A 22,518-nucleotide genomic window follows, 5' to 3' on the forward strand; every position below is an offset into this window, starting at 1 on the left:
AGGAAGGTTTTTGCCGTTTTCCTCATGTAAGCCACTAAAATTTCATTCAAATTTAAGAGGTCTCCGGCGATCTTCCCGGTGATCGCAGGATCGTCGCGCTTGCGGATCATGCGGCTCATGCGGCTGCTCCATGACGGGGCGATGCCTTCGCTCCTGCGCCGGAGAATGCCCGTTCGGCGCATCCTGCCCGAGGACCTCATGTTCATTTTTCGTATGAAATCGCTTGCGGCGAAGCTGATCGTCATCACCGGCGTCGCCATCGCGCTCGTTCTCATTGTTTCGAACTTTTTCCTCATCGACCAGACCCGGGATCGCGTCCAGACGCTGACCATGGATCAGGCCAATCTCGAAGCAAAGTCGATCGCCAACGAAATCGCCGCCAATGTCGGCGAACTCGCCAGTGCGGCGCGCAGCATGATGGGCGTCCTCGGCCGGGCCCATGACGGCAAGTCGCTCGATCGCAAGGGCATGATTAACGTGCTGAAGGCCAATCTCGAACAGAATGCCTTCGCCTTCGGCAGCTGGCTCTGCGAAAAACCCGGCGCGCTTGACGGCAAGACCACCGAGCTCGCCAACAACAAGGATGAAGGCGTCAACAAGAACGGCATCTTCACGCCCTACTGGTCGAAGACCAAGGATGGCGGCGTCCAGTACTCGACCTTCGACGAGGATTATAACGCCGAATGGTGGAAGCTCGCCGCCGACAGCGGCAAGGGCGCGATCACCAAGCCTTATATGGCCGAGGGCACCGACGTGCCCACCCTCCTGACTTCGATCGCCTATCCGGTCATCTCCGGTGGTAAGATGATCGGTGTCGGCGGCGTTGACATTTCGCTGAAGTCGCTGACAGACAAGCTGCAGGCGCTGCATCCTTTCGGCTCCGGCCGGGTGACGCTGCTGTCGCAGGCCGGCAACTGGATCGTAGCGCCGACCTCCGAGCTGATGACCAAACAATACGATGGCGAGGGTGCCGACGTCGTCAAGGCGGCGCTGTCGAACAAGCAGCCTGGCCTTGTCAGGAACCTCACCTATGACGGCCTCGACCCCTTCGACCGTGTCGTCTATCCGTTCGAAGTCCCTGGCGTCAACGCCACTTGGGTCGTGCTTGTCGACGTCCCGCACACGGCGATCAACGCGCCGGTGCAGGACCAGACCTACCTAATGATTGCCACCGGCCTGATCGTGCTCGGCGCGGTAATGCTCGCACTCTATTTTGCCGTCCGCTCGTTGGTGCAGCGGCCGCTCGGCAGCCTTGTCGCCAGCGTCAAGTCGCTCAGCGACGGCCGGTATGGCGAGCCGGTCGCAGCCCAGGATCGCAGCGACGAGGTCGGTGCGGTCGCCAAGGCGCTCGAAGGCTTCCGCTTCACGCTCGCCGACGCCCGGCGGCTCGAAGACGAGGCCACTCGCGATCGGCAGGCCGCGGAGGCCGAGCGCGGCCGGTCGGAAGCGGAACGCCAGCAATCGGTATCGCTGCAGCGTCATATCGTCTCGATCGTCGGGGCCGGTCTTTCGGAGCTGTCGCGCGGCAATCTCGGTCACCGCATCATCGACGACTTCCCCGGCGAATACGGCAAGCTCAAGCAGGATTTCAACGCCGCCCTTGCAAGCCTCGAAGAGACCATCGACACGATGACCCTCAGCGTCGCCAATATCGGCTCGGGCACCGGCGAGATCAGCAACAGCGCGTCCGACCTCGCCAAGCGCACCGAACAGCAGGCTGCAAGTCTCGAACAGACGGCGGCCGCGCTCAATGAGCTCACCGCGCAGGTCGGCTCCAGCGCCGAGAATGCGCGCACGGCGGCCGACAATGTGAACCTCGCCTGCCAGGATGCCGAACGGTCCGGCGAAGTGGTGCAGAAGGCGATCGCCTCGATGCATGGGATCGAGCAGTCTTCGACGGAAGTTTCGCGGATCATCGGCGTCATCGACGAGATCGCCTTCCAGACCAATCTGCTGGCGCTGAACGCCGGTGTCGAGGCGGCGCGCGCCGGTGAGGCCGGCAAGGGTTTTGCCGTCGTCGCCCAGGAAGTGCGTGAACTCGCACAGCGTTCGGCCAATGCCGCCAAGGAGATCAAGACGCTGATCAACACTTCGGCCGTCCAGGTCAAGGAAGGCGTCGATCTCGTCGGCCGCGCCGGCGATACGCTGCACAAGATCGCCGAACAGGTGATGGGCATCAACAGCCTCATCCGTCAGATTTCGGCCTCGGCCAGCGAACAGGCCGTCGGGCTGAAGGAAATCAACCAGGCCATGAACCAGATGGACCAGGTGACGCAGCAGAACGCGGCAATGGTGGAGGAGGCGACTGCCGCCAGCGTGGCGCTCAACGACGAGGCTCAGACACTGAAGGCGCTCGCCACGCGCTTCAGGGTCTCCGGTTCAGGCCATGGCGCGGCCCTGACCGCCGTCGCCCGCGAAATGCGAGCCCCCACAGCCACGGCTTCATCATCCCGCGCTGCGATCCGCCACGCCGCCAGCCCGTCGCGCGGTTCGGCCGCCCTGGCCCAAGACAGCTGGGAAGAGTTTTAGAGCCTGTCCCTCTAAGCCTGGTAAATCAAAAAGGCGCCTGAGAGATCAGGCGCCTTTTTACGTGAGAAATCGATCCGGCTTCACGCAGCGTTCGACGTCTGCTCTTCGTTGAGGAAGGCATAGATCGCCGAGGCGGAATCGGTGGCGCGGAGCTTGGCGACGAGATCGTGATCGCGCAGGACGCGGGCGATGCGCGACAGGGCCTTGAGATGATCGGCGCCCGCGCCCTCCGGCGCCAGCAACAGGAAGACGAGATCGACAGGCTGGTCGTCCAGCGCTTCGAAATCGACCGGCTGCTCCAGCCGGGCGAAGATGCCGACGATCGAATGAATGTTCACCAGCTTGCCGTGAGGGATGGCGATACCGTTGCCGACCCCGGTCGAGCCCAGGCGTTCGCGCTGCAGGATGACGTCGAAGATCTCCCGTTCGGACAGCCCGGTGATCCTCGCGGCTCTCGCCGCCAATTCCTGAAGCAACTGTTTCTTGGAATTTACTCTGAGGGCGGGAATGATCGCATCCTGATGGAGCAAATCTGCCAATGCCATTTCTTTTTCCTTCTGTCGCCGGGATCAGATAATGCGCGGAGCGGCGGCGATACCGCCGCTCACCACCCTGATCTCAGCCTTTGATATTGGCCGAATCGATCCAGCCAATATTTCCGTCGTGCCGACGGTAAACGATGTTCAAGTGTTCCTTGCCGGGACTGCGGAACAGGAGAAGCGGCTCGTCGGTCATGTCGAGCGCCATCACGGCGGTGGCGACTGACATGGTCTTCAGCTGCTTCGTGCTTTCAGCGACGATCGCCGGGGCGAAATCGTCGGGAATTTCATCCTCGTGATCAGGAACGGAGTCCATAACCGTGTAGGAGACTTCTGCAAAACCATTCAGGTGGTTTCCGGCATGATGGTCCTTCAGCTTGCGTTTGTAGCGGCGCAGGCGCTTCTCGATGCGTTCGGAAGCGGCGTCGAAAGCAAGCTGAGGGTCGGTCGCTTCGCCGGCCGCATGCAACACCACGCCACTGTCGAGATGGAGCTTGCAGTCTGCGGAGAAACGGGAACTTGCCTTCACCACGGTCACTTGGCCGGAATACCCCCCGTCGAAGTATTTCGTGATCGCCATACCAATCTGGTCCTCGATCTTTTGACGGAAGGATTCGCCAATTTCCATATGTTTCCCGGATACACGCACACTCATGGAGTTTCCCTTCTTATGGTCGTTTGCGGGTATCAGTTTACGCCAAGCCTCGGGTTCATCCAAGCACTTCGCGCAATCTCAAGCAAGATCGGCGTAGGCCTGCGGGTCCTCGGCGCCCTTGGGATGATGGGGATAACTTCAAAACGCCGATCACGGCGTCGGATGCGGCGGGCTTCTAGCCAGAGGTTACCAAAAAGTCAATAGGGCGACGAATCGGCATCGGATGCGCTCGCAGAAGGTGCAGCAAATCCCTTGCGGAAAACGCCTTCCAGCTTTTGCCTGCTTCATGACCTCACGCACTTCGCGCTTGCGTTGTGCCCGGCCTTTCGGGGATCGTCATGGCGATGACACCACAGGCGAATTTGCGATGCGGATGCTTCGATCAGGGTCGAAGCGTCCTGTCGCGTCAGAAGCCTGAGACCTTGGCGAGCGCCCGTTTCTCGCGGCGGCGCTGCACCGAGGACGCGATGTTCATCGCTTCCCGATATTTGGCGACGGTGCGGCGAGCGAGATCGACGCCGCCCTTCTTCAGCATGTCGACGATATCGTCATCGGATAGCACCGCGTCCGGGCTCTCCTGCATGATCAGCGCGCGGATCTTGTGACGCACGGCCTCAGCCGAATGGCTGTCGCCGCCCTCGACGGCGCCGATCGAGACGGTGAAGAAATATTTGAGCTCGAAGAGGCCGCGCGGCGTCAGCATATATTTGTTCGAGGTGACGCGGCTGACGGTGGATTCATGCATCTTGATCGCCTCGGCCACCGTCTTCAGGTTCAGCGGCCGCAGGTGGTCGACGCCGTGCAGCAGGAAGGCGTCCTGCTGGCGGACGATCTCGCTTGCCACCTTCATGATGGTCTTTGCCCGCTGGTCGAGGCTGCGGGTCAGCCAGTTGGCGCTCTGCAGGCACTCGGAAAGGAAGGCATGGTCCTCGCCGTTCCTGGTCACGCGGGAAAAATAGGACTGGTTAACAAGCACGCGCGGCAGCGTCTCCGGATTGAGCTCGACCAGCCAGCCACCCTCCGAGGAGGGCCGGACGACGACATCGGGCATGATCGCTTCGGAAACACCCGTCTCGAAACCGCTGCCGGGTTTCGGATTGAGCTGGCGGATCTCGCCAAGCATGTCGAGAAGATCTTCCTCATCAACCCCGCAGAGGCGCTTCAGCGTGGCAAAGTCGCGCCGCGCCAGGAGTTCGAGATTTTCGACCAGCGCCTGCATGGCAGGATCATAGCGGTCCTTCTGCTTGAGCTGGATCGCCAGGCATTCGGCGAGGCTGCGCGCGAAAACACCCGGCGGATCGAGCGTCTGGAGGGCGGCGAGCACGTGTTCGACCTGTGTGAGGCTCGTCCCGAGCCGCTCGCCGGTCTCGACAAGATCGACCTGGATGTAACCGGCATCGTCGAGTTGATCGACGAAATTCTGCGCGATCAGCCTGTCGCTCATATCCGGCAGGACGAAGGGGAGCTGCTGCGCGAGATGATCGCGCAGCGACACCTGGCCTGCGACAAAGTCGTCGAGATCGTAGTCGGCGCCATCGGCGCTGCCCGGCATCGACTTCCACTGACCGACGAGTTCCGGCGCGTCGAGGCGCTGCGGGGCGCTGTCATCGGGAAAGACGTTGGTATAATTGGCGTCGAGCTCGTCGTTCAGCCGGCCGGTGCTTTCGCTGCCGCCATTGTCGTACCAGTCGCTGGAGAGCGCCTCGGCGCGGTTGTCGGCGCCATCGTCCGAGCCGGCGTCCTCCGGCGAATGAGCGAACTGCTCGTCCTCGCTTGCCGCCCGTTCGTCGCCCGCCTCGCCGTCATTCGACGGAAATTCGAGCAGCGGGTTCTTCTCCACTTCCTGAGCGATGAACTGGTTGAGCTCGAAATGCGTCATCTGCAGCAACTGGATGGACTGCATCAGTTGCGGCGTCATGACCAGGGACTGGCTCTGGCGCAGAAATAGATTGGCGGACAGTGCCATGACGGACGCGAAACTCCCTAGACTCCTCCAGGAAACCGCGCCCGATCCACGCTTCAGGCCACGGAAATCCGAGTTGGCCCAAAAATTGCTTTTTTATCTCATTTGGTCAAGCGGAACTACGCGGCAAGGTGAATCTCCGCGAGATTGGAGCCTTTCCTGGTCAGATTGAAGCATTCTGCGGGGGCGGGCTGGCTGAAACGGGCCGCCCGAGCGAGGGCCTTTTGAGCCACAGAACGGTTCAAGCAGACGGGGAACGGCTCTAAAGGCTGAACTTGTCGCCGAGATAGAGCCGGCGCACTTCGGGATTGTTGACGATGTCGTTCGCCCGGCCGTGGGTCAGCACCTCGCCGGCATGGATGATATAGGCGCGGTCGATGAGACCGAGCGTCTCGCGCACATTGTGGTCGGTGATGAGAACGCCGATGCCGCGCGCCGTCAGATGGTGGACGAGGTTCTGGATATCGGCGACCGAAATCGGGTCGACGCCGGCGAAGGGCTCATCGAGCAACATGAAGGTCGGGTCGGTTGCAAGCGCCCGCGCGATTTCGAGGCGGCGGCGTTCGCCGCCGGACAGGGCGACGGCGGCGCTCTTGCGCAGCTTCTGGATATGAAATTCCTCCAGCAGCTCGTTCAGCTTCTGCTCGCGCTCGGCCTTGTCCTTGACATGCACCTCGAGCACGGCACGGATATTTTCTTCCACCGTCAGCCCGCGAAAGATCGAGGCTTCCTGCGGCAGGTAACCGACGCCGAGGCGCGAGCGGCGGTACATCGGCATGGTCGTGACGTCGTTGCCGTCGATCTCGATCGTGCCTTCATCCACCGGCACGAGGCCGGTGATCATGTAAAAACAGGTCGTCTTGCCGGCGCCGTTCGGGCCGAGCAGACCGACAGCTTCGCCGCGGCGCACCACCAGGGACACGCCGTTGACGACGCGGCGCGTCGCATAGGTCTTCGTCAGACCCCGGGCGATCAACGTTCCCTGATAGCGGCTCTTGTCGGCGGCACCTATAGCTTGTGGCTCAGGCCGGCCGAACATGGTGGATAGCGATGATAATTTCACGTGGGAGGCCGGTTCAGTTCTGCTTCTGCGCGTTCGGCTGCGATTTCGGATCGAGCTGAATCTGGACACGCCCGCCGCAGCTTTCAAGCTGCGCCTGGCCAGTTTGCATATGAACGGTCAGCTTACAGCCGGTGAAGACGTTCGGCCCGTCCGACAGAATAACCTTGTTTCCCTGATCCGCGGTGAGGATGAAGGTCTGCGACGCCATGTCGAAACTGCCATCGTCAGCAGTCGCCGTCTGCGTGCCCGAGACCAGGTAGACCTTGTCGGTCACCAGGATCCTGTCGATATCGGCGCTTCCCGAAGCCAGCGAGGCCGACTGCTCCGGTTTGGCGTCGGATTGCGCCGCCGCGCCGGCGCCCGGCTTTGCCGCCTTGTCCTTGTAATAGACCGTCATCTTGCCGGACTGCAGCGTCGTCGTGCCCTGGACGACCTTGACATTGCCGGTGAACAGGGCCGTGTGCTCCTGGTCGTGGATCTCCAGCTTGTCGCTTTCGATCTGGATCGGCTGGTCGTTGGAAAGCTTCATGCCCGACATGGTCGTCGACTGGGCACCCGCGCCGGAGGCCGTCAGAACAAGGGCAAATGCGCCGGCAATGAATGCAATGCCAGTCTTGCAAGTGGAGATGCGACAATCTTTTGTCATGGATGACCCGGCTGGTTAGGTGCCCTGTTTATGGATGGTGGATGGATCGACATTCATGCGAACATTCCCCTCGAATGTGATCACCCGCCCCTTATCGGTTATCTCAAGCGTCTTCGCAACAATGGAGGCATTGTCCTTCGTGATGGTGACGGGGTCATCGCTGCGCATGTTGCCGCCCTTGATATCGAGCCGGGCGGACTGGAATTGCGCATTGAGGCCGCTGCTCAGAACCAGGGTGAAGGGAGCCGTCATATGCAGGTTGTCGGTGGCGCGATTATAATCGGCAGTCGACGCGACGACGCGGGCAATCAGGCCGTCATTCATCGGCACCGCGGCCTTGATGGTCTCGAGCGTGATGAGATCAGGATTGCGGATGTCCTGCAGCGCCCTTTCGGCAAGCATCGAATAGTTGATGCCGTCGGAATTGCGTCCCGCAATCGCAGGCTTTTCCATCACGACCTTGCCGTTCTCGATCTTGGCGCCTTCAAACTTGACGTTTTCGGGCAGGTACAGGCTCACCAACGCCACCGTCGCAAGCGCGCCGGCGATGATAAGGGCGGCCAGCGGCAGCAAGATCTTCAGCCGCCGCACGCGCGCGGAATGGAACAACGCATCCCCATAGGGGCTCCTGCCGGAGCCCGCATAAGCGGCATGTCCGTTGTTCTTCAGGGTATCGAGCATAGGTCTCGTTCCATGTGCGGTGATTGCCTCGCCTGCGTAACAAAGCCGGCCGGCAATCACAGTTCGTTTCGCATTATTACATTGGCTTGCCAATATGGAATTTTTTCTGCAACAAGCAACAAAACGGAAAAACATGAAAAAGTGGCATTCGTACGCGCCGCTGCCATCTATTTCACCGGATCCGTCGGCACCATGCCGACGCCGGGCCAGCGCTGGAGGTTTCAATGGACAGTTCGATCATCGCGGATCGCCGGCGGCTGCGCCGCAAGCTCGGCTTCTGGCGCATCTTCGCGGCCGCCCTCATCGTGGCGCTCGGGTTTGCCTTTTACCGCTTCGCCCTCGGCGAGGCCGGCGCGGCAAGCCCGCATATTGCCCATGTGACAATATCGGGGCTGATCGTCGATGACGACGAGCTTCTGGAGCGATTGAAGAAGGTCGAGACCAGCGATCAGGTGAAGGCCGCGGTGATTTCGATTTCCTCGCCGGGCGGCACGACCTATGGCGGCGAAAAAGTCTTCAAAGCAATCCGGGCGATATCGGCCAAGAAGCCCGTTGTCTCCGACGTGCGCACGCTGGCCGCCTCCGCCGGCTACATGGTCGCCACCGCCGGCGACACGATCATCGCCGGCGACAGCTCGATCACCGGCTCGATCGGCGTCATCTTCCAGTATCCGCAGATCCAGCCGCTGCTCGACAAGATCGGCGTATCGCTGCAGGAGATCAAATCCTCGCCGCTCAAGGCCGAGCCCTCGCCTTTCCACGAGGCGAGCGAGGAAGCCAAGGCGATGATCCGCAACATGGTGCTCGACAGCTATAGCTGGTTCGTCGACCTCGTGGCCGACCGGCGCAAGCTGCCGCGCGAGGAGGTGTTGAAGCTCGCCGACGGCACGATCTATACCGGGCGGCAGGCGCTGCAGGCGAAACTCGTCGATACGATCGGCGGCGACGCCGAAATCCGCGCCTATCTGAAATCGCGCGGCGTCGACGCCGATCTGCCGATGGTCGATTGGGACAAGAAGAGCAATACGCCTTTTCTGCTCGCCGGAGCTGTTTCGCGACTCATTACTATCCTGGGTTATGATGATCTGCTTAAGGGCCAGGATATCAATGGAATCCTGCCCCCAAAGTTGCTTCTTGACGGGCTGCTTTCAGTTTGGCAGGTTGGCCACGATTGATAAGAAATCAATAATTTAAGGGGGCGACTGTGATCAAGTCCGAATTGGTGCAGATTGTTGCGGCACGCAACCCGCATCTCTATCATCGCGACGTCGAAAATATCGTCAACGCGGTTCTCGACGAGATCACCGATGCACTGGCTGCGGGCAACCGCGTCGAATTGCGCGGCTTCGGCGCGTTTTCAGTCAAGAACCGTCCTTCCCGCTCCGGCCGCAACCCGCGCACCGGCGATACCGTCTTCGTCGAGGAGAAGTGGGTTCCCTTCTTCAAAACCGGCAAGGAGCTGCGCGAGCGGCTCAATCCTGGCCAGGCCGACGAAGAGGATTGAGGCGGCGCAAGCCTGCCTGCGGCGAAACCGCACTTGAACTTGAAGGCGGTTTTCCTATTCTGCTAGCGCATCGGCCCGAAAATCGGAATCGGTTTTCGGGCCGATGCATATAAGGCGCATGGAGAGTTCAAATGGCCAAGAAGATCGTCAACCTGCTGATTTTGCTGCCGCTCGGCGTCATCCTCATCGTCTTCTGCGTCGCCAACCGGCAGAGCGTCACGCTCGCCTTCAATCCGTTCCGGCCCGACGATCCGGTCCTTGCGGTTTCCGCACCCTTCTTCGTCTTCCTGTTCATCGCGCTGATAGCAGGCATGCTGATCGGCTCGGCCGCGACCTGGTTCACCCAGGGCAAACACCGCAAGCGCGCCCGCACCGAGGCCAAGGAAGCAATTCGCTGGCAGGGCGAGGCCGACCGCCACAGAACCCGCGCAGAGGACATCGCCGGCCAGCTGCCGTCGCGGTAAGATCGCCTCAACGGCGCGTCAAAGCGGAAAGAAGCTCAGCTCCTCATAATCGCCTTCCGGCGACGTGCCGTTGCCGGTCACCGCAAAACCGTGGGAAAGGTAGAAGGCCTTCGCCCGGCGGTTCTTCACCAGGCACTTCAGCCGATACTTATGTTGCGGCCACTCCGGCAACGCCCGGAGTAGCGCCGTGCCGGCACCGAGACCCTGCAATTCCGGCCTTATATATAGCATGTGAATGAAGTCGTCCGCCGGCCACAGCGACAGGAAGCCGGCAAGGCTGCCATCGGAATGCTCGCAGACGAAGATCGTCTCACCATTGGTATGAGCGGAAAAATCCTCGCGGTGGAAATTTCCGGGATCAACCCAGACGAATGTCTGGCGCCGCACGGAAAGATAGATGTCCGCGAGCATATCCTGGTCTTCCGCCCGCGGCGGCCTGATGGTCCATGTCATGATGCCGACTTAAACCAAGCTGCCGCCTGCGCCAAGCCTAAAGCCGGGCGCCCGGCCGCGTCAGCCGGCCGCCTTCGCGACGACGGCAGCATTGAAATCCGAAAAGAACCCTACGGCGAGCTTCTGCGAAGTCGAATCGAGCAGACGTGCGCCGAGCTGTGCGAGCTTGCCGCCGAGCTCGGCCCTGGCGTGGTAATGCAGGATGGTCTCGTCGCCTCTCTCCTCCAGGACGATATCGGCGCTGCCCCTGGCGAAGCCGGCAATGCCGCCCTTTCCTTCGGCCGACAGCGTATAGCTCTTCGGTGCATCGACATTGGAAAGCGTCAGCAGCCCATGGAAGGTGGCGGAAAGCAGGCTGAATTTGACCTTGATCGTCGCCTCGAACACGTTTGGCGACAGCCGCTCGATGTGCTTGCAGCCCGGAATGCAGCCGCGCATGATCTCCGGATCGTTGAGCGCTGCCCAAACGACGTCCCGCGGCGCGGCGATCAGTTCTTCGCCGGTGAAATCCATTCGATAGCCCCATCTGCGATTCGCCCATCTTATCCCAACGGGAAAGCGCTTTGCCAAGCCGGAGGAGAATGTTATCTGCGCGCTGGCGATCCACCGGCGCATAGAATTGGCGGTACGGCATCTCTAACGTAATCCTGAGGTGCCCCCTGCATCTCGCCGCCGTCCACAGCTCTGTAATGATAATCGGCTGCGCGCACGAGCCCCGGAGGCTTGATATAACGCCAGCGCCAAGGCGCAGTTGATCCGGCATGCTTTTCTAGGCTACTGCATAATTCAAGGGGCACCGTCGAGAACGCAGCCTTATAAGAATACCCCGACAGAGACGCGGAAGAGCACGTTGAAACAAAGAGAACGCCGGCCGGGCCAGAAGAAGACCTCCGGCCCCGCCGGTGAAAGCCGCAGGGACGATCGGGCCGGCCGGCCGGCGAAGCCGGTCGCGCGGCCGGCCGCTGCCCGCGAGGCGGTGCGCGAGACCCCGGCCGCCGCGGCCATAGTCAGCCGCCCGCTGTCGATGCGAACAGGCGAGCGTCCGCTCGAGCGCGTGCCGGTCATCCTCGAATCGCTTGGAGCCGGCGATTTCCATCTGATCGACAGCGGCGACGGCCAAAAGCTCGAGCAATACGGCCCCTATCGCATCGTCCGCCCGGAAGCGCAGGCGCTGTGGCGGCCTTCGCTGGCGCCGCAAATCTGGGAGAAGGTCGATGCCGCCTTCACCGGCGACACCGATGAGGAGGGCACCGGCCGCTGGCGCTTCCCGAAGGCCGCACTCGGCGAAACCTGGCCGCTCAACCTGCTCGGCGTCGATTTCCTCGGCCGCTTCACCTCCTTCCGTCACGTCGGCGTCTTTCCGGAGCAGATCGTCCACTGGAGCTGGATGAAAGAGCAGGTTGAAAAGGCCGGCCGCCCGCTGAAGGTGCTGAACCTCTTCGGTTATACCGGTGTCGCCTCGCTGGTCGCCGCCGCCGCGGGCGCCGAGGTCACCCATGTCGACGCGTCGAAGAAGGCGATCGGCTGGGCGCGCGAAAACCAGGCGCTCGGACGCATGGAGAAGCTGCCGATCCGCTGGATCTGCGAGGATGCGATGAAATTCATCCTGCGCGAGGAACGCCGCGGCAGCCAGTATGACATCATCCTCACCGATCCGCCGAAATTCGGCCGAGGCCCGAACGGCGAAGTCTGGCATCTGTTCGAGCATCTGCCGCTGATGCTCGATGTCTGCCGCGAAATTCTCTCCCCGAGGGCGGCCGGCCTGGTGCTGACGGCCTATTCGATCCGCGCCAGCTTTTATTCGATCCACGAGCTGATGCGCGAAACCATGCGCGGTGCCGGCGGCGCGGTCGAATCCGGCGAGCTGGTCATTCGCGAGGCGGGCCTCGATGGCAAGACGCCGGGCCGCGCGCTTTCCACCTCCCTCTTTTCCCGCTGGGTGCCGAAATGAGCAAGGACTTCCACGATCAGGGACCGCGCAGGGTCGGCCAGGTGAAGGAAGTCACTTCGCTCGCCAATCCGATCATCAAGGATATCAAGGCGCTGACGAACAAGAAGTCGCGGGAGGAAAGCGGAACTTTCCTCGCCGAAGGGCTGAAGCTCGTCATCGATGCGATCGAGCTCGGCTGGACGATCCGAACGCTCGTCTATGCGAAGGCCGCCAAGGGGAAGCCGCTGGTCGAGCAGATGGCGGCAAGGACCGTCGCCTCGGGCGGGCTGGTGCTCGAAGTCAGCGAAAAGGTGATTGCCTCGGTCACCCGGCGCGACAACCCGCAAATGGTCGTCGGCATTTTCGAGCAGCGCTGGACGCCGCTCAAGGGCATCCGGCCGCAGGAGCGCGAGACGTGGGTGGCGCTCGACCGGGTGCGCGATCCCGGCAATCTCGGCACCATCATCCGCACGGTCGATGCCGTCGGCGCGTCCGGCATCATTCTGATCGGCGAGACGACCGATCCCTTCTCGCTGGAGACCGTGCGGGCGACCATGGGCTCGGTCTTCGCCGTTCCGCTCGCGCGGGCGACGGCGGAGGAATTCCTCGCCTGGCGGAAGTCGGCCGGCGTTTCCGTCGTCGCCACCCATCTGGCCGGCGCGGTCGACTACCGCACGATCGACTATCGGAAGAAGCCCACAGTGCTGCTGATGGGCAACGAACAATCCGGGCTGCCGGATCAGCTCGCCGGGGAAGCCGATGCGCTTGCCCGCATTCCCCAGCAAGGACGCGCCGATTCGCTGAACCTCGCCGTCGCCACCGCCGTCATGCTTTTCGAGGCGCGCCGCCATCTCCTCTCACTTGCCGAGGGCAAATGACCGAACCGACGCACGCACGCCCGGCGCTGTTTTCTCGCCCGGCACCGATCCTCTTCTTCATCTTCTTCGCCGTTCTCATCGACCAGGTCGTCAAGATTGCCGTCGATCATTACCTGCCGCTGCAGGAAGCCGTTCCCGTCATTCCGATGCTGGCGCTCTACCGCACCTATAATCTCGGCGTCGCCTTTTCGATGCTGTCGGGCATGGACGGCTGGTTCATAGTCGGCATGCGGCTCATCATCGTCGCCTTCGTCATCTGGCTGTGGTACCGCACGGCAAGCGACCGCTGGCTCGCCCATCTCGGTTACGCGCTGATCATTGCCGGGGCGATCGGCAATCTCGTCGACCGTTTCGCCTATGGGCATGTGATCGACTACATCCTCTTTTACACCGAAAGCTGGTCCTTTGCGGTGTTCAATCTCGCCGACAGTTTCATCACCATCGGCGCCGGTTGCGTCATTCTCGAGGAACTGATGCTGCCGAAAAAGGCCGGCCGCTAAAATCTTATCGAATTCCTGAAGGCATTCGGAACGGGCCTCATGTTATCCAGATAGCATGCACAACCTGGGACAGTTGCAGGAAAGATTGTCCGCCGCCTTCGGCGGACCCGCCGCCAGGCCGCTTCAGGAGCGGATGGGGCAGCCCTCCCCGCGACCACGCACAGCTGCACCTGCGAAAACCGATGAAAGCCAAAGGCCGGCGCCGACACGGCGTCTGCTGTTCTACTGGCTGGGCGGAGCCGGCCTCCTTGCCGCGACGATCCTGATGCTGCTTGCCCATGCCGGCGATCCGCTGCTGCTGTCGGGCGGCGTGGTCGTTCTCGGCCTTGCGGTGATTGCCAGCTACGCTGTCCTGATGGTCCGCCGGCGCATGTCGAACCGGCCCCGCCGCCAGTCGCGGCCGGAGTGGAACGATAGCGCAAAGCTGTTCGCCGACGTGCACGACGTGCTCGGCGACATCACCGTCGGCCGCACCATGGACCGGCGCATCATCTCCGCCAACGACACATTTCGCCGCCTGACCGGGCGGCTGCATCCGGAAGGGCGCAGCTGCGAGGAAATCGGCCTTGCCTTCCGCCCGGGCCCCGTCCCGCATTGTTACGACGTCGAGATTTCGACGCCGGAAGGCCAGCGCATCTTCCTCTGGCGCGACGTCGTGACCCGTGATCCGGCGAATGGCCGCCTGCTGCTGCAGAGCGTTGCTCGCGATGTCACCGAAGAGCGGCTGATGGCCCAGAGCCGTGAAGAGGCGCGCCAGAAGGCGGAGTATAACAGCGCCGCCAAATCCAGGCTGCTTGCCACCGTCAGCCACGAAGTGCGCACGCCGCTTTCGGGCATCCTCGGCATGACGCACCTGATCGCGGAGACGCGGCTGACGCCGGAGCAGCAGAACTATCTGGCGAATATCCGCCAATCCGGCCACGCGCTGACCCAGCTCGTCGAGGACCTGCTCGATTTTTCCACCATCGAGGTCGGTCGCTTCGAGCTGCACCCGCGCTCTGAATCGTTGCGCAAGCTGCTTGAAAGCGTCGTCGAGATGCTCGCCCACCGGGCGCATGAAAAGGGCATCGAGATCGGCGCCACTGTGTCCTCCGACGTGCCGGAGAATATGAGCTTCGATGCGGCACGGTTGCGCCAAGTCCTGTTCAACGTCATCGGCAATGCGGTGAAATTCACTCAGGTGGGCGGCGTCTTCATCCGCGTCTCGCTCGACGCCGGCGACCTCCTGATCAGCGTGGCCGACAGCGGTCCAGGCATGACGGCGGAGGAGCAGGCCCGGGTTTTCGGCGAGTTCGAGCAAGGCGGCACCGTTGCCGACAAGAGTAGCGGCACCGGGCTCGGCCTCGCCATCTCCGCCCGTATCATGCGCGAATTCGGCGGCGCCTTGACGGTGGCCAGCGAAAAGGGCCTGGGCAGCACATTTTCCATCCGCTTCCCCGTCGATATCGGCAGCGAGCGGCCCGACCGGCGAAACACGCTGCTTGCCGGCAACAGCGTCGTGCTCCTGGCGCCGGCCGGTGCAGCGCGCACCGCCATCGCCGAAACGATCACCGCGCTCGGCGGCATATGCCATCTCGTCGGGGACGGCGAGGCGGCGCGGGCAAGGCTACTCGGGATGGCCAATGGCGGCCGCCGGCCGACCGATATCATCGTTGACCATCGCATGTCGGCCGAATTTTCAGCCCATCTCGCCGATCGCGCCGAAATCGCCGCGCTCGGGCTGCGCAAGGTTCTGCTCGTCAATCCGGAAGAGCGAAGCGCCCATCCGCTCGACCTGTTCGATGCCTGGCTCATCCGGCCTCTGCGCGAACAGTCGCTGATCGATGTGCTGCGCGGGCGCATGCGCGGCATGGAGAAACGCGACGCGCTGAACGACAACCAGCCGGGTTTCGGCCCGTCGATGGCCGAGACGGCGGTTGCCGCACATGGGCTGCGCATCCTGCTCGGCGAGGACGATCCGATCAATGCGATGCTGGTGCGCGTCGTTCTGGAAAAGGGCGGACACAAGGTGCACCATGTCGAGGATTTCGAAACGCTGCTCGACTGCGCCCTCGGCGAGGCGAATGCCCGGCCCGACATCATCATCAGCGACCTGTCAATGCCCGGCGGCAACGGCATCGACATGCTCGGACGGCTGCGCGGCCACGAAAGGCGGCTCGACCTCGCCCCGGTGCCGGTGATCGTGCTCACCGCCGACAAGAGCGACGAATCACGCCGCCAGGTCTTGCTCAACGGCGCCAACCGCGTCATGGTAAAACCGGTCGACCCGGTGCGGCTGCTGACGGAAGTTCAGGCGGTCGCTGCACTTTCCGCCCGCCGGGCGGAGGCGCGGTAGGGTGCGTCGGGACCGGCAGGCTTGTTGCGCCGGGAAATGCAATATGTCACTTTCCTGTCGTACAGAAGTGTTTTATGGCGTCGATAAGCCGGCAACGGGAGAATCGCCATGTCCTCCACTGACATCCTCAATCGTGACGTCACCGCGGAGACTGCACGGCCGTCGACGGCTGCCGGGCAGAAGGACGGCGACATCCTCGGCCGCATCGGCAATCTGGAAACCCGCCTTGCCCGCACGGCACGCGAGATCGATGCGGCCCAGGCCGTGCGCTACCGGGTCTTCGTCGACGAAATGAAGGCGCAGCTGCCGCCGGAAGCGATGCGTCGCGAGCGCGACTTCGATGCCTATGATGCATTCTGCGACCATCTTCTCGTTCTCGACCGCTCACTCGAGGGCGATCCGGAAGATCAGATCGTCGGCACCTATCGGCTGCTGCGCCAGGACATCGCCATGGCCAATGGCGGTTTTTACTCGGCTTCCGAGTTCGAGATCGAGAGCCTCCTCGCCAAGCATCCCGACAAACGTTTCATGGAACTCGGGCGCTCCTGCGTGCTGCCGGAATACCGCACCAAACGCACCGTCGAGCTTCTGTGGCAGGGCAACTGGGCCTATGCCCTGAAGCACGGCATGAGCGCGATGTTCGGTTGCGCCTCCTTCCCCGGCGTCTATCTCGAAAGCCACGCGCTGGCGCTCTCCTTCCTTTACCACAATGTGCTGGCGAAGGACGAATGGGCCGTCGGCGCACTGCCGCATCTCGCCCGCAACATGGATCTGATGCCGGCCGAGGCCGTCAACCCGAAGCGGGCGCTGATGGCCCTGCCGCCGCTGATCAAGGGTTATCTGCGCCTCGGCGCGATGGTCGGCTCCAGCGCGGTCATCGATCACGCCTTTAATACGACCGACGTGCTGATCGTGCTGCCGATCTCCAGCATTTCCGACCGCTACCTGAACTATTACGGCGCCGACGCCGGCCGCTTCGCAAGCTGACTGCTTCGTCGCACTGCCGTCTGTGGGCGCCAATGGCAGCCCTCACCCTAACCCTTGCCGGGCTCGAGCCACGGGTCTCCCACCCGTCCTTCGGACCCCCGTAATGATGGGGAGAGGGGACGTGCCCTATGAGAGATCTGCGATGAACTGAGACGTCGCGGCAGGCTTCCTTCGCCCCGTTTACGGGGAGAAGGTGCCGGCAGGCGGATGAGGGGCTGATCTCGCCGATCTCCCGGTCACTGAATAGCTCACTATGCAGCAGATGGCCCTACGAGCCGCCATAGGCGGCGATCGCCGCCATGTTGACGATGTCGGAATCCTTGGCGCCCATCGAGGTGATCTGCACCGGCTTGTCGAGGCCGACCAGGATCGGGCCGATCACGGTGGAGCCGCCGAGTTCCTGCAGCATCTTCGTCGAGATCGAGGCCGAGTGGAAGGCCGGCATCACCAGCACGTTGGCAGGGCCGGAAAGGCGGCAGAAGGGATATTGCTCCATTACCTTGCGGTTCAACGCGACGTCGGCCGCCATCTCGCCGTCATATTCGAAATCGACGCGGCGCCTGTCGAGGATCTTCACCGCTTCGCGCACCCTCTCGGAGCGTTCGCCGGAGGGATGGCCGAAGGTGGAATAGGCAAGCAGGGCGACGCGCGGCTGATAGCCCATGCGGCGGGCCAGACCGGCGGCCTCTTCGGCGATATCGGCTAGTTGTTCGGCCGTCGGCATATCGTGCACCGCCGTATCGGCGACGAAGACCGTGCGGCCGCGGCAGAGCGCCAGAGACACACCGATAACGCGATGGCCGGGCTTTTCGTCGATGCAGCGGCGCACGTCCTCGAGCGCCGTCGAATAGTTACGAGTAATCCCCGTCACCATGCCGTCGGCGTCACCGAGCGCCACCATCGTGGCGGCGAAGTGGTTTCGGTCGTTGTGGATCAGCCGCTGAGCGTCGCGATGGAGATAACCCTGCCGCTGCAGCCTGGCATAGAGATAATCAATATAGGCCTCGACGCGGGTCGAGATGCGGGCATTGACGATCTCGAAGCCGGGCCGGTTGAGATCGATACCGGCGCGTTCCGCCGTCGCCCGGATCAGATCCTCGCGGCCGAGCAGGATGGCGGTGCCGAGCTGCTGGTTGGCGTAGGACATGGCGGCGCGCAGCACCTGTTCTTCCTCGGCCTCGGCAAAGACGATCCGCTTCGGGCGGCGGCGGACACGCTCGTAAAGGCTGGCGAGCGTCGAGGCGATCGGATCGCGCCGCGCCGAAAGCTCGCGGGCGTAACCGGCCATGTCGGTGATGACCTTGCGGGCGACGCCGCTTTCGATCGCGGCTTCGGCGACAGCGACAGGGATCGCCGAGATCAGCCGCGGATCGAAGGGAACGGGAATGATATATTGCGCGCCGAAACGCGGCCGGTTGCCCTGGTAGGCGGCAACGACATCGTCGGGCACGTCCTCGCGGGCAAGGTTCGCCAGCGCCTTGACGGCGGCGATCTTCATCGCGTCGTTGATGGTGGAGGCGCGCACATCGAGGGCTCCGCGGAAGATATAGGGAAAGCCGAGGACGTTGTTGACCTGGTTCGGGTAGTCCGACCTGCCCGTCGCCATAATGGCGTCGTCGCGGATGCGAGCGACCTCCTCCGGCGTGATCTCGGGATCGGGATTGGCCATGGCGAAGATGATCGGCCGGTCGGCCATCGAGCGGATCATCTTGGCTGAGAAGGCGCCTTTCTGCGACAGGCCGAAAATGACATCCGCACCGTTCATCGCCTCTTCCAGCGTGCGCGCGTCGGTCTTTGCCGCATGCGCCGATTTCCACTGGTTCATGCCCTCGGTGCGGCCCTGGTAGATGACGCCCTTGGTGTCGCAGAGGATGATGTTATCAGGCGCGAACCCCATCGCCTTGATCAGTTCGATGCAGGCGATCGCCGCAGCGCCGGCGCCGTTGCAGACGAGTTTCGTCGTCTTCAGGTCGCGGCCGGTCAGTTCCAGCGCGTTGATCAGGCCGGCGGCGGCGATGATTGCCGTGCCATGCTGGTCGTCATGGAAAACGGGAATGTCCATCAGCTCGCGCAGCCGGCTTTCGATGACGAAACAATCCGGCGCCTTGATATCTTCGAGATTGATGCCGCCGAAGGAGGGGCCGAGGAAGCGCACGCAGTTGATGAACTCGTCGACATTTTCCGTGTCGATCTCGAGATCGATGGAATCGACGTCGGCAAAGCGCTTGAACAGCACCGACTTGCCCTCCATCACCGGCTTGGAGGCGAGCGCGCCGAGATTGCCGAGGCCGAGGATCGCAGTGCCGTTGGAAATGACGGCAACCATGTTGCCGCGCGCGGTATAATCATAGGCCGTCTGCGGATCGGCGGCGATCGCCTTGACCGGGACGGCAACGCCCGGGGAATAGGCGAGCGAGAGGTCGCGTTGCGTCGCCATCGGCTTGGTCGGGTTGATCTCCAGCTTGCCGGGCCGGCCCATGGCGTGAAAATCGAGCGCCTCCTGATCGGTCACCGAGGTCACCGGCCGGTCCTTCTTATCGATATCGGGCATAAATCCTCCAACGTCCTGTGGGCGACGCTTCGCTCTTCCTCAAATGCAGTTGTCATCTATAGCGGCGCCCGGATAGGGTTGGCACCTGTTTTTTTGGGAAAAACTGCACCTCCGTGAACGCACGAATAGACATTGGGAATGAAGCCTTTTCGGCTGCCGAACTCGCCACGGCGGAAAGCCGCGCCTCGGCGACGCCGATGATGGAGCAATATATCGAGATCAAGGCGAACAATCCGGGTTCGCTGCTCTTCTATCGCATGGGCGATTTCTACGAGCTGTTCTTCGAGGATGCGCTGGAAGCCTCGCGCGCGCTCGGCATCACCCTGACGAAGCGCGGCCAGCACATGGGCCAGGATATCCCGATGTGCGGCGTTCCCGTGCATGCGGCCGACGACTATCTGCAGAAGCTGATCTCGCTCGGCTTCCGCGTCGCCGTCTGCGAGCAGGTCGAGGACCCGGCCGAAGCGAAGAAGCGCGGCGGCAAATCCGTCGTCAAGCGTGACGTCGTGCGCCTGGTCACCCCCGGCACGATCACCGAGGAAAAGCTGCTTTCGCCATCGGAATCCAACTATCTGATGGCGCTCGCCCGCATTCGCGGCGGGGCCGAACCGCTGCTGGCGCTTGCTTGGATCGATATTTCGACCGGCGTCTTCCGGCTAGCCGAGACCGAACCCACGCGGCTGCTTGCCGATATCCTGCGCATCGACCCGCGTGAGCTCATCCTGCCCGATACGATCTTCCACGATCCAGAACTCAAGCCGGTCTTCGACGTGCTTGGCCGAACCGCAGTTCCGCAGCCTTCCGTACTCTTCGACAGCGCCAGCGCCGAAGGCCGGATCGCCCGGTATTTCAACATCGCCACACTCGACGGCTTCGGCACGTTCTCACGCGCCGAGCTCGCGGCGGCCGCCGCCGCCGTCGCTTATGTCGAGAAGACGCAGATCGCCGAGCGGCCGCCGCTCGGCAAGCCCGAGCGGGAAAGCGCGGCATCGACACTGTTCATCGACCCTGCCACCCGCGCCAATCTGGAACTTGCCCGCACACTGTCCGGCGACCGCAACGGTTCGCTCTTGAAGGCGATCGACCGCACCATCACCGGCGGCGGCGCACGGCTTCTGGCCGAGCGGCTGATGTCGCCGCTGACCGATCCTGCCCGCATCAATGCCCGGCTCGATTCGATCGGCTTTCTGATCGACGAACCATCGCTCTGCGGCAAGCTGCGCGACACGCTGAAACATGTGCCCGACATGCCGCGTGCGCTGTCGCGCCTGGCGCTCGACCGCGGCGGCCCGCGCGATCTGGCAGCGATACGCCAGGGCCTGCAAGCGGCCGGCGGACTTGCCGATCTGCTCGCAAGCGCGATGCTGCCGGACGAGCTTGATCAAGCACTCTCCGGGCTGCAGGCTCTTCCCGCGGGGCTCGAAAACCTGCTTGCCGAGACGCTCGCCGATGAATTGCCGCTGCTGAAGCGCGACGGCGGCTTCCTGCGCGACGGCGCCAGCGCCGAACTCGACGAGGTCCGGGCACTGCGCGACCAGTCGCGCCGCGTGATTGCCGGGCTGCAATTGCAATATGCCGAGGAAACCGGCATCCGGTCGCTGAAAATCAAGCACAACAATATCCTCGGCTATTTCATCGAGGTAACTGCCGGCAGTGCCGCTCCGATGACCGAGACGGCCGAGGCGAAGGCCCGATTCATCCACCGCCAGACGATGGCGAGCGCCATGCGCTTTACCACGACCGAGCTTGCCGATCTCGAAAGCCGCATCGCCAATGCCGCCGATCGGGCGCTGACGATCGAACTCGAAGCCTTCGACAGAATGACGGCCGCCGTCGTGGCGCAGGCCGAAGCCATCAAATCGGGTGCGCGGGCGCTTGCCGTGATCGACGTCGCCGCAGGCCTGGCGCTTCTCGCCGAAGAGCAGGCCTATTGCCGCCCGCAGGTCGACGGCTCGAAGATGTTTGCAATCGAAGGCGGGCGCCACCCGGTCGTCGAGCAGGCGCTGCGCCGGCAGGCGGGCGGCCCCTTCGTTGCCAACAATTGCGATCTTTCGCCGAAGACCGGCGACAAGGACGGGGCGATCTGGCTGCTGACCGGCCCGAACATGGGCGGTAAATCGACGTTCCTGCGCCAGAACGCGCTGATCGCGATCCTGGCGCAGATGGGTTCCTTCGTGCCGGCGACATCGGCCCATATCGGCATCGTCGACCGGCTCTTCTCGCGCGTCGGCGCCTCCGACGATCTGGCGCGTGGACGCTCCACCTTCATGGTCGAGATGGTGGAAACGGCGGCGATCCTCAATCAGGCGAGCGACCGCTCGCTCGTCATCCTTGACGAAATCGGCCGCGGCACCGCCACATTCGATGGTCTGTCGATCGCCTGGGCAGCCGTCGAGCACCTGCATGAGGCCAATCGCTGCCGCGGCCTGTTCGCCACGCATTTCCACGAGCTGACCGTGCTGTCGGAAAAGCTTGGCCGGCTATCGAACGCCACGATGCGTGTCAAGGAATGGGACGGCGACGTGATCTTCCTGCACGAGGTCGGGCCAGGTGCCGCCGACCGCTCCTACGGCATCCAGGTCGCACGTCTTGCCGGGCTACCGGCCTCTGTCGTGGCGCGGGCCCGCGACGTGCTCACCCGTCTCGAAGATGCCGACCGCAAGAACCCGGCGAGCCAGCTGATCGACGATCTGCCGCTCTTTCAGGTGGCGGTGCGCCGCGAGGACATGGCCCGCGGCCCGTCCAAGGTCGAGGAGGCATTGAAGGCAATGAGCCTCGACGACATGACACCGCGCGAGGCGATGGACGCGCTCTACGACCTCAAGAAGAAGCTGAAATAG

Annotated in this window: 18 protein-coding genes and 1 pseudogene; 10 read left to right on the forward strand and 9 right to left on the reverse strand. The window is 62.9% G+C overall.

What is annotated here, in order from left to right; all coding sequences use genetic code 11:
• Positions 1-198 precede the first annotated feature (198 nt).
• The gene (locus GA0061105_RS07920) at positions 199-2,529 is read left to right on the forward strand and encodes a methyl-accepting chemotaxis protein (protein ID WP_092749740.1); all 2,331 of its coding nucleotides are present in this window, start codon (positions 199-201) and stop codon (positions 2,527-2,529) included.
• 80 nt (positions 2,530-2,609) lie between these two features.
• On the opposite strand, the gene ptsN is transcribed toward GA0061105_RS07920, so the two are convergent.
• The 6 genes and pseudogenes from ptsN to lptC form a co-directional block, all read right to left on the reverse strand.
• Positions 2,610-3,074, reverse strand: coding sequence for a PTS IIA-like nitrogen regulatory protein PtsN (gene ptsN, locus GA0061105_RS07925; protein ID WP_003570770.1), 465 nt, complete (start codon positions 3,072-3,074; stop codon positions 2,610-2,612).
• A 73-nt stretch (positions 3,075-3,147) separates the two neighbouring features.
• On the reverse strand, positions 3,148-3,723 hold the full coding sequence (hpf, locus tag GA0061105_RS07930) for a ribosome hibernation-promoting factor, HPF/YfiA family (RefSeq protein WP_004674094.1): 576 nt from the start codon (positions 3,721-3,723) through the stop codon (positions 3,148-3,150).
• Positions 3,724-4,129: 406 nt separating this feature from the next.
• Positions 4,130-5,689 (reverse strand): RNA polymerase factor sigma-54, encoded by a 1,560-nt coding sequence (rpoN, locus tag GA0061105_RS07935; protein WP_064693587.1) that lies wholly within the window; start codon positions 5,687-5,689, stop codon positions 4,130-4,132.
• Positions 5,690-5,948: 259 nt separating this feature from the next.
• Positions 5,949-6,686 (reverse strand): annotated as a pseudogene (gene lptB, locus GA0061105_RS07940) (LPS export ABC transporter ATP-binding protein); the annotation flags it as partial.
• A gap of 76 nt (positions 6,687-6,762) precedes the next feature.
• Positions 6,763-7,395, reverse strand: a complete 633-nt coding sequence (locus GA0061105_RS07945; RefSeq protein WP_092749278.1) for an LptA/OstA family protein — start codon at positions 7,393-7,395, stop codon at positions 6,763-6,765.
• A gap of 15 nt (positions 7,396-7,410) precedes the next feature.
• The gene (gene lptC / locus GA0061105_RS07950; RefSeq protein ID WP_064693584.1) at positions 7,411-8,076 is read right to left on the reverse strand and encodes an LPS export ABC transporter periplasmic protein LptC; all 666 of its coding nucleotides are present in this window, start codon (positions 8,074-8,076) and stop codon (positions 7,411-7,413) included.
• A gap of 224 nt (positions 8,077-8,300) precedes the next feature.
• Here lptC and sppA point away from each other — a divergent pair, with 224 nt between their 5' ends.
• The 3 genes from sppA (at position 8,301) to GA0061105_RS07965 (ending at position 10,044) form a co-directional block, all read left to right on the forward strand.
• Positions 8,301-9,251 (forward strand): signal peptide peptidase SppA, encoded by a 951-nt coding sequence (gene sppA, locus GA0061105_RS07955; RefSeq protein ID WP_064693583.1) that lies wholly within the window; start codon positions 8,301-8,303, stop codon positions 9,249-9,251.
• Positions 9,252-9,280: 29 nt separating this feature from the next.
• Positions 9,281-9,580, forward strand: a complete 300-nt coding sequence (locus GA0061105_RS07960; RefSeq protein ID WP_003544934.1) for an integration host factor subunit beta — start codon at positions 9,281-9,283, stop codon at positions 9,578-9,580.
• 131 nt (positions 9,581-9,711) lie between these two features.
• Positions 9,712-10,044, forward strand: a complete 333-nt coding sequence (locus tag GA0061105_RS07965; protein WP_064693582.1) for a LapA family protein — start codon at positions 9,712-9,714, stop codon at positions 10,042-10,044.
• A gap of 18 nt (positions 10,045-10,062) precedes the next feature.
• On the opposite strand, the gene GA0061105_RS07970 is transcribed toward GA0061105_RS07965, so the two are convergent.
• Complete coding sequence (locus GA0061105_RS07970) at positions 10,063-10,497, reverse strand: GNAT family N-acetyltransferase (protein WP_064693581.1); 435 nt, start codon at positions 10,495-10,497, stop codon at positions 10,063-10,065.
• Positions 10,498-10,557: 60 nt separating this feature from the next.
• Positions 10,558-11,010, reverse strand: a complete 453-nt coding sequence (locus GA0061105_RS07975) for an SRPBCC family protein (RefSeq protein WP_092749280.1) — start codon at positions 11,008-11,010, stop codon at positions 10,558-10,560.
• Between the two features lie 337 nt (positions 11,011-11,347).
• Between GA0061105_RS07975 and GA0061105_RS07980 the strand changes: the two genes are divergently transcribed.
• The 5 genes from GA0061105_RS07980 to olsB all read left to right on the forward strand — a co-directional run bounded on the left by GA0061105_RS07980 (position 11,348) and on the right by olsB (position 17,127).
• Positions 11,348-12,448: a class I SAM-dependent methyltransferase gene (locus tag GA0061105_RS07980; RefSeq protein ID WP_064693579.1), complete on the forward strand. Its 1,101-nt coding sequence runs from the start codon at positions 11,348-11,350 to the stop codon at positions 12,446-12,448.
• Positions 12,445-13,305, forward strand: coding sequence for a TrmH family RNA methyltransferase (locus GA0061105_RS07985; protein WP_092749282.1), 861 nt, complete (start codon positions 12,445-12,447; stop codon positions 13,303-13,305). Before GA0061105_RS07980 ends, GA0061105_RS07985 begins: the two co-directional genes overlap by 4 nt.
• On the forward strand, positions 13,302-13,805 hold the full coding sequence (lspA, locus tag GA0061105_RS07990; protein ID WP_064693577.1) for a signal peptidase II: 504 nt from the start codon (positions 13,302-13,304) through the stop codon (positions 13,803-13,805). Before GA0061105_RS07985 ends, lspA begins: the two co-directional genes overlap by 4 nt.
• Before the next feature lie 55 nt (positions 13,806-13,860).
• Complete coding sequence (locus GA0061105_RS07995; protein ID WP_092749284.1) at positions 13,861-16,140, forward strand: PAS domain-containing hybrid sensor histidine kinase/response regulator; 2,280 nt, start codon at positions 13,861-13,863, stop codon at positions 16,138-16,140.
• Positions 16,141-16,248: 108 nt separating this feature from the next.
• On the forward strand, positions 16,249-17,127 hold the full coding sequence (gene olsB, locus GA0061105_RS08000) for a l-ornithine N(alpha)-acyltransferase (RefSeq protein WP_092749286.1): 879 nt from the start codon (positions 16,249-16,251) through the stop codon (positions 17,125-17,127).
• Between the two features lie 268 nt (positions 17,128-17,395).
• Here olsB and GA0061105_RS08005 read toward each other — a convergent pair whose 3' ends face one another.
• Complete coding sequence (locus GA0061105_RS08005; RefSeq protein ID WP_064693574.1) at positions 17,396-19,678, reverse strand: NADP-dependent malic enzyme; 2,283 nt, start codon at positions 19,676-19,678, stop codon at positions 17,396-17,398.
• 113 nt (positions 19,679-19,791) lie between these two features.
• Between GA0061105_RS08005 and mutS the strand changes: the two genes are divergently transcribed.
• Positions 19,792-22,518 (forward strand): DNA mismatch repair protein MutS, encoded by a 2,727-nt coding sequence (mutS, locus tag GA0061105_RS08010; RefSeq protein ID WP_092749288.1) that lies wholly within the window; start codon positions 19,792-19,794, stop codon positions 22,516-22,518.

Origin of the sequence: Rhizobium aethiopicum (genome assembly GCF_900094625.1) — a bacterium.
Classification (GTDB): Bacteria; Pseudomonadota; Alphaproteobacteria; order Rhizobiales; family Rhizobiaceae; genus Rhizobium; species Rhizobium aethiopicum.

Excerpts from the sequence above, each read along its gene's own strand:
- GA0061105_RS08005 (WP_064693574.1), bottom strand. The coding sequence starts at position 19,678 with ATGCCCGATATCGATAAGAAGGACCGGCCGGTGACCTCGGTGACCGAT.
- hpf (WP_004674094.1), bottom strand. The coding sequence starts at position 3,723 with ATGAGTGTGCGTGTATCCGGGAAACATATGGAAATTGGCGAATCCTTC.
- sppA (WP_064693583.1), top strand. The coding sequence starts at position 8,301 with ATGGACAGTTCGATCATCGCGGATCGCCGGCGGCTGCGCCGCAAGCTC.
- GA0061105_RS07975 (WP_092749280.1), bottom strand. The coding sequence starts at position 11,010 with ATGGATTTCACCGGCGAAGAACTGATCGCCGCGCCGCGGGACGTCGTT.
- GA0061105_RS07985 (WP_092749282.1), top strand. The coding sequence starts at position 12,445 with ATGAGCAAGGACTTCCACGATCAGGGACCGCGCAGGGTCGGCCAGGTG.
- GA0061105_RS07945 (WP_092749278.1), bottom strand. The coding sequence starts at position 7,395 with ATGACAAAAGATTGTCGCATCTCCACTTGCAAGACTGGCATTGCATTC.
- GA0061105_RS07995 (WP_092749284.1), top strand. The coding sequence starts at position 13,861 with ATGCACAACCTGGGACAGTTGCAGGAAAGATTGTCCGCCGCCTTCGGC.
- olsB (WP_092749286.1), top strand. The coding sequence starts at position 16,249 with ATGTCCTCCACTGACATCCTCAATCGTGACGTCACCGCGGAGACTGCA.
- GA0061105_RS07965 (WP_064693582.1), top strand. The coding sequence starts at position 9,712 with ATGGCCAAGAAGATCGTCAACCTGCTGATTTTGCTGCCGCTCGGCGTC.
- lptC (WP_064693584.1), bottom strand. The coding sequence starts at position 8,076 with ATGCTCGATACCCTGAAGAACAACGGACATGCCGCTTATGCGGGCTCC.
- rpoN (WP_064693587.1), bottom strand. The coding sequence starts at position 5,689 with ATGGCACTGTCCGCCAATCTATTTCTGCGCCAGAGCCAGTCCCTGGTC.
- lspA (WP_064693577.1), top strand. The coding sequence starts at position 13,302 with ATGACCGAACCGACGCACGCACGCCCGGCGCTGTTTTCTCGCCCGGCA.
- ptsN (WP_003570770.1), bottom strand. The coding sequence starts at position 3,074 with ATGGCATTGGCAGATTTGCTCCATCAGGATGCGATCATTCCCGCCCTC.
- GA0061105_RS07970 (WP_064693581.1), bottom strand. The coding sequence starts at position 10,497 with ATGACATGGACCATCAGGCCGCCGCGGGCGGAAGACCAGGATATGCTC.
- GA0061105_RS07920 (WP_092749740.1), top strand. The coding sequence starts at position 199 with ATGTTCATTTTTCGTATGAAATCGCTTGCGGCGAAGCTGATCGTCATC.